Source organism: Thiocapsa sp., from assembly GCF_011390875.1.
GTDB lineage: Bacteria > Pseudomonadota > Gammaproteobacteria > Chromatiales > Chromatiaceae > Thiocapsa.
In genome coordinates this window covers 1-5,047 of record NZ_JAABRP010000276.1, presented here as the reverse complement: position 1 = coordinate 5,047, position 5,047 = coordinate 1, and the positions used below count along the sequence as shown (strand labels likewise).

Here is a 5,047-nt window from a genome sequence, read left to right as displayed (position 1 = left end):
AAGACCCTGGTGGCCTTCTCGGGCACGGTGGAAGACGACAAGACGCCGGAGAAGACCTACACGGAAGTGGAAATGAACGGCGGGGTGAAGGAGAAGGAGCTGCCCGACACCTTCTCAAAGCCTGATTACCGCGTGCTGCTGGTGGCGGAGAAGTACCAGACGGGCTTTGACCAGCCGGTGCTGCACACGATGTATGTCGACAAGCGCCTGGCGGGGATTCAAGCGGTCCAGACGCTCTCCAGACTCAACCGCACCCACCCCTTGAAGGATGACACCTTCGTGTTGGATTTCGTGAATGACCCCGCCGAAATCCAGGACGCCTTCCGCCAGTATTACGAAGGCTCGGTCATGGGCGAGCAGGTCGATCCGGACAAGCTCTACGAGGTCAAGGCGGAGCTCGACGCCTCGGGCATCTATCTGCAGACCGAAGTGACCGAGTTTGCTCGCGTGTTCTTCGCCCCGAAGCGGAGGCAAAGCCCCGGCGATCACAAGGCGATGAATGCCGTTCTGGACCAGGCGGTCGCACGCTTTGCGCGGATGCAGAACACGCAAGAGGATGAAGCCGAGCTTTGGCGCGGCAAACTGCAGGCCTTCCGCAACCTCTACGGCTTTCTGAGCCAGGTGATTCCCTACCAGGACAGCGATCTCGAAAAGCTCTTCACCTATCTGCGCCATCTCGCGCTCAAGCTACCCAAGCGCAAGAACGGACCCGGCTATCAGTTCGATGAAGACGTCGAGCTCGACTACTACCGGTTACAGAAGATCAGCGAAGGCTCGATCAGCCTGAACGAAGGCTATGCCAAACCGCTGGACGGGCCGCGTGAGGTCGGGTCCGGAATCGTGCGGGAGGAACATGTTTCGCTGTCACGGCTGATCGACATCATCAACGAACGTTTCGGCGGCGAGCTCAACGATGCAGATCAGTTGTTCTTCGATCAGATCGCCGAGGCGGCGAGCCAAAACGAGTCGCTGCAGAAAGCCGCCGAAGTCAACTCGCTCGATAAATTCCAGCTGGTGTTCCGGCAGGTGCTGGAATCGCTCTTCATCGAGCGGATGGAGCTGAACGAAGAGCTGTTTACAGACTACATGGGCAAGCCGGATCTGCAGGAGCTGATTTCCAAATGGCTCGGCAGCCAAGTGTACGAGCGCCTGGCTCCGGGAAAGCCAATTGTGAACGAACATGAACAGGCAGGATGAACAAGACCCGCTGACGGCGCTGCGCGCCGAAAACGCCCGACTGATCGCGCTGCTCGAGCAACACGGCATCGATTGGCGCCGACCTGCCGAGACTTCGCCGTCGGCTCTGCCGACAAGATCACCCTTTTTCGTTGCCTGTTTCGCGGGCGGACGGATGTCTACCCGATCCGCTGGGAAAGCCCGCGCACCGGCACCGAATCCTGGCTCGACGTGCTGCGCGATCTCAAGATACCCAAGAGGAGCAACGGGAGGCCGCCTGAAAAAACTCTGACCCCATGGTCATACACCAGATTTGGCCATAACTCTCGCTCAAATCGTCATCACCCAAGTCCAAGTCTCGCTGGATGGCGTCATGCAGACGTCTGGTCGCTCCGAGGAGGATCCGAGCACCTATTGCCACGTCGCCGCCCTTGGCCATCGCATCGGTCAGGACGCGTGGGGTGATTTGCCACGACAGACCTCACTTGTCTTTGCACCAGCCACACGCGCTCTCGGTGCCGCCGCTGCCAACGATCGCGTTCCCGCCTGGTCGTCAGTGGCGATCTGGAAGGAGAACGCCTCGCTGCGCTGGAACGCGTCTCCGCCGTTGATCCCAAGGCAGGCACGCCGCACACCGTAAACTCGACCGTCAGGACCTCGGCAGCTCGCGCAAATCGCTCAGGCCTTGCGTCTCAGCGCACCTCTCCGGGCGGCCCTTTCGCGATATGATCGACGACGGCGCCGGCAGTTAAGCCGTGGACGAGCGTGGACAGGAGGATGGTGAGCGCGATCGTCGCCCACAACTGACCCTCGTTCACGAATTCCATGTGGCTGGCGGCATAGCCGAGATAGTAGATCGACCCGATCCCCCGCACGCCGTAGAAGGCGACCACGAGCCGCTCCTTCGCGCGCAGCTCGGTGCCGACGAGCGAGACCCAGGCGCCGACCGGGCGGATGACGAAGATCAGCGCCACGGCGATGGCGACATACGTCCAGTCGAGCTCCGCCCATATCAGCGGAAAGATGCCGCCGATGAGGACGAGGAGCAGCGAGGTGACCGCAAGCTCGATCGTCTCGTTGAAATGGTGGAGCTTGGCGTGGAAGGCGTGATTTGCCTCTACGCGCCGCAGCGTCAGCCCGGCGACGAAGGCGGCGATGAAGCCATAGCCTTCGATCAGCTCGGTCGCGCCATAGGTGAGCAGGACGCCGGCAATCGCCACCACGCCCGAGCCCGTATTGGCGAGCACGTTCCCGCTCGGTATGACGAAGAGGATGCGCCCGAGCAACCAACCGAGCGCGACACCCGATGCGGCCCCGAGCGCGATCCGATAAAGCAGGTCCTGCACCACCCAGCCGGCAAGAGCGTCGGCCGACAGATCCCCGGCCCCGACGAGCAGGCCGAGATAAACGAAGGGAAAAGCCAGCCCGTCATTCAGGCCGGCCTCGGTGGTGAGCGTGAAGCGGACGGGGTGCTCGCCGCCCTCCGTCGGCGGCCCGACCTGGATGTCGCCGGCCAGCACCGGATCGGTCGGCGCGAGAACCGCGCCGAGCAGGATCGCGCCGGCGAGCGTCATGCCGGCGAAGATGACGCCCAGGAAAGCCACCGCCGCAATGGTAATCGGCATCGCAAACAGCAGCAGCCGTACGGTCGGCCGCCAGCGCGTATAGCTCGACAGATTGTCGATGCGAATGCCCGCCCCGAACAGCGCGACGATGACGGCAAGCTCGCTCGTCAGCTCCCAGAAGCGCGACGCCTCGCGCGGATCGAGCGCCTGCGGCATTCCCGGGATGAAGGAGACGGAGAGCATGCCCGCGATGATGAGCAGCCCCGAGGCGGCCGGCTCCCGGCCGGAGAGAAAGCGTGGGAGCCAAAAGGCGGCGATGATGCCGGCCCCGAGCGCGACCATCGCGACGTGATAGGTCTCGAAGCTGAAAAAGGACTCTTCCTGCATGGGAGCCGAGCCTGCTGTGCTGGGGGAGCGATCGGCCAGGGGTGTGCCTTTTCGCCAATGCTTTGCCGTGTCGACTTCGGGTCGCTATTTGAAGCTTCACATAGGGGTCGTGACCGGACCTTGCCACCCCTCGTCCGGTGACGTTACGCCGAAAGAAGGTCAGGGGTCCGGGGGCGACTCTTGGCGATTCGTGAGGAGATACTCTTGGAAACAACAGCCGCCAATGAAGCTCGATGTCGCGCATCGTGATCCCGGGCTACCCGAGTTCGCCACCTCGAAATGCGACCGTCGCCGGCTGATCCGAGATCCATGCCTTCGGTCCATCAAAGGTCGCAGACGATCCGGTCCTGAGGCATCATCCTCGGATTATGGACTTCACGACCCTCGACACCCTGCGCACCCACCACCCCGCGTGGCGACTGCTGCGCTCGGATCATGCGCCGCTGGTGGCGAGCTTCCTGAACCGCGTCTTCGTGCAGCCCAATGTCCGGGTCATGGCGGCGGCGGATCTGGCCGAGGCGCTGGAAGACGAGTTGTATGCACTGCGCGAGCGTCTCGGCGAGGGCAGCTTCCCCAAATCGGCGTTGGATTATCTCAACGACTGGGCCGGCCCGGAGAAGGGCTGGCTGCGCAAGTTCTACGCCCGTGATTCGGACGAGCCGCAATTCGACCTGACCCCGGCGACCGAGAAGGCGATCGCCTGGCTCGGCACCCTCTCGGAGCGCAGCTTCGTGGGGACGGAGTCGCGGCTCTTGACCCTGTTCGAGCTGCTCAAGCAGATGAGCGAGGGCAGCGAGGCCGATCCCGAGAAGCGCATCGCGGAGCTCACGAAGCGGCGCGACGAGATCGATGCCGAGATCGCGCGGGTGCTGGGCGGCGACGTGCCGCTGCTGGACGACACGGCGCTGAAGGATCGCTTCCAGCAGTTCATGCAGTTGGCGCGCGAGCTGTTGACCGATTTTCGCGAGGTGGAGCACAACTTCCGTCTGCTCGATCGGCGGGTGCGCGAGCGGATCGCGCTCTGGGAGGGTGCGAAGGGCGCGCTCTTGGAGGAGATCATGGGCGAGCGCGACGCCATCGCCGACTCCGACCAGGGGCGCAGCTTCCGGGCCTTTTGGGATTTCCTCATGTCCAGCCGTCGGCAGGAGGAGCTGACCGATCTGTTGGACCGGGTGCTCGCCCTGCCCCCGGTCGCGGAGCTGAAGCCGGATGCGCGCACCCGCCGGGTGCATTACGACTGGCTCGAGGCCGGCGAGCACACCCAACGCACGGTCGCGCAGCTCTCGCAGCAGCTGCGGCGCTTTCTGGACGATCAGGCATGGCTGGAGAACCGGCGCATCATGGACATCCTGCACGGGATCGAGGCCAAGGCGCTGGCCCTGCGCGAGCATCAGCCGACCGGCGAGGTGATGCGCATTGCCGAGTCCGCCGCCGCGGTCGAGCTGCCGATGGAGCGCCCGCTCTACACCCCGCCCCTGAAGCCGGTGATCGCGGATCTGGAGCTGCAGGCGGGCGACGCCGATCTGGACGCCGATGCGCTCTATGCGCAGGTCGTGGTCGACCGCGCGCAGCTTGCCCGCCACATCCGCCACGCCTTGCAGGATCGCTCCCAGGTCACGCTGCGCGAGCTGACCGAGCTGCAGCCCTTGACGCAGGGCCTCGCGGAGCTGGTGGCCTATCTTCAGTTGGGCAGCGACGCCTTCAGGACGACCCTGGACGAGAATGCCCCGGAGGTGATTGTCTGGGAGACGCGCGCCAGCGACGGCATGGCGGTTCGAAAGGCCGCCCGACTGCCCCGCGTCATCTTTGTCAGAGAGAGGTGAGGATGGACGACGACCAAGGACAGGCCCGGGACGCCCCGGCGCTCGCGGCCGGGGCGGAGCTGTCCGCGCTGGTGATCGGCCTGCTCAAAGGAGTCA

2 protein-coding genes and 1 pseudogene are annotated in these 5,047 nt (G+C 64.2%); 2 read left to right on the top strand and 1 reads right to left on the bottom strand.

Annotation, left to right across the window (positions count from 1 at the left end):
- A pseudogene (locus GPT33_RS16930) lies at positions 1-1,197 on the top strand (type I restriction endonuclease subunit R); the annotation flags it as partial.
- A 671-nt stretch (positions 1,198-1,868) separates the two neighbouring features.
- On the opposite strand, the gene GPT33_RS16925 reads toward GPT33_RS16930, so the two are convergent.
- Positions 1,869-3,128, bottom strand: coding sequence for a sodium:proton antiporter (locus tag GPT33_RS16925; protein ID WP_296811298.1), 1,260 nt, complete (start codon positions 3,126-3,128; stop codon positions 1,869-1,871).
- A gap of 368 nt (positions 3,129-3,496) precedes the next feature.
- On the opposite strand from GPT33_RS16925, the gene GPT33_RS16920 reads away from it, so the two are divergent.
- A complete protein-coding gene (locus GPT33_RS16920) occupies positions 3,497-4,951 on the top strand; it encodes a DUF3375 domain-containing protein (RefSeq protein WP_296811295.1) in 1,455 nt (484 codons plus the stop codon).
- The last annotated feature ends 96 nt before the right edge of the window (positions 4,952-5,047 follow it).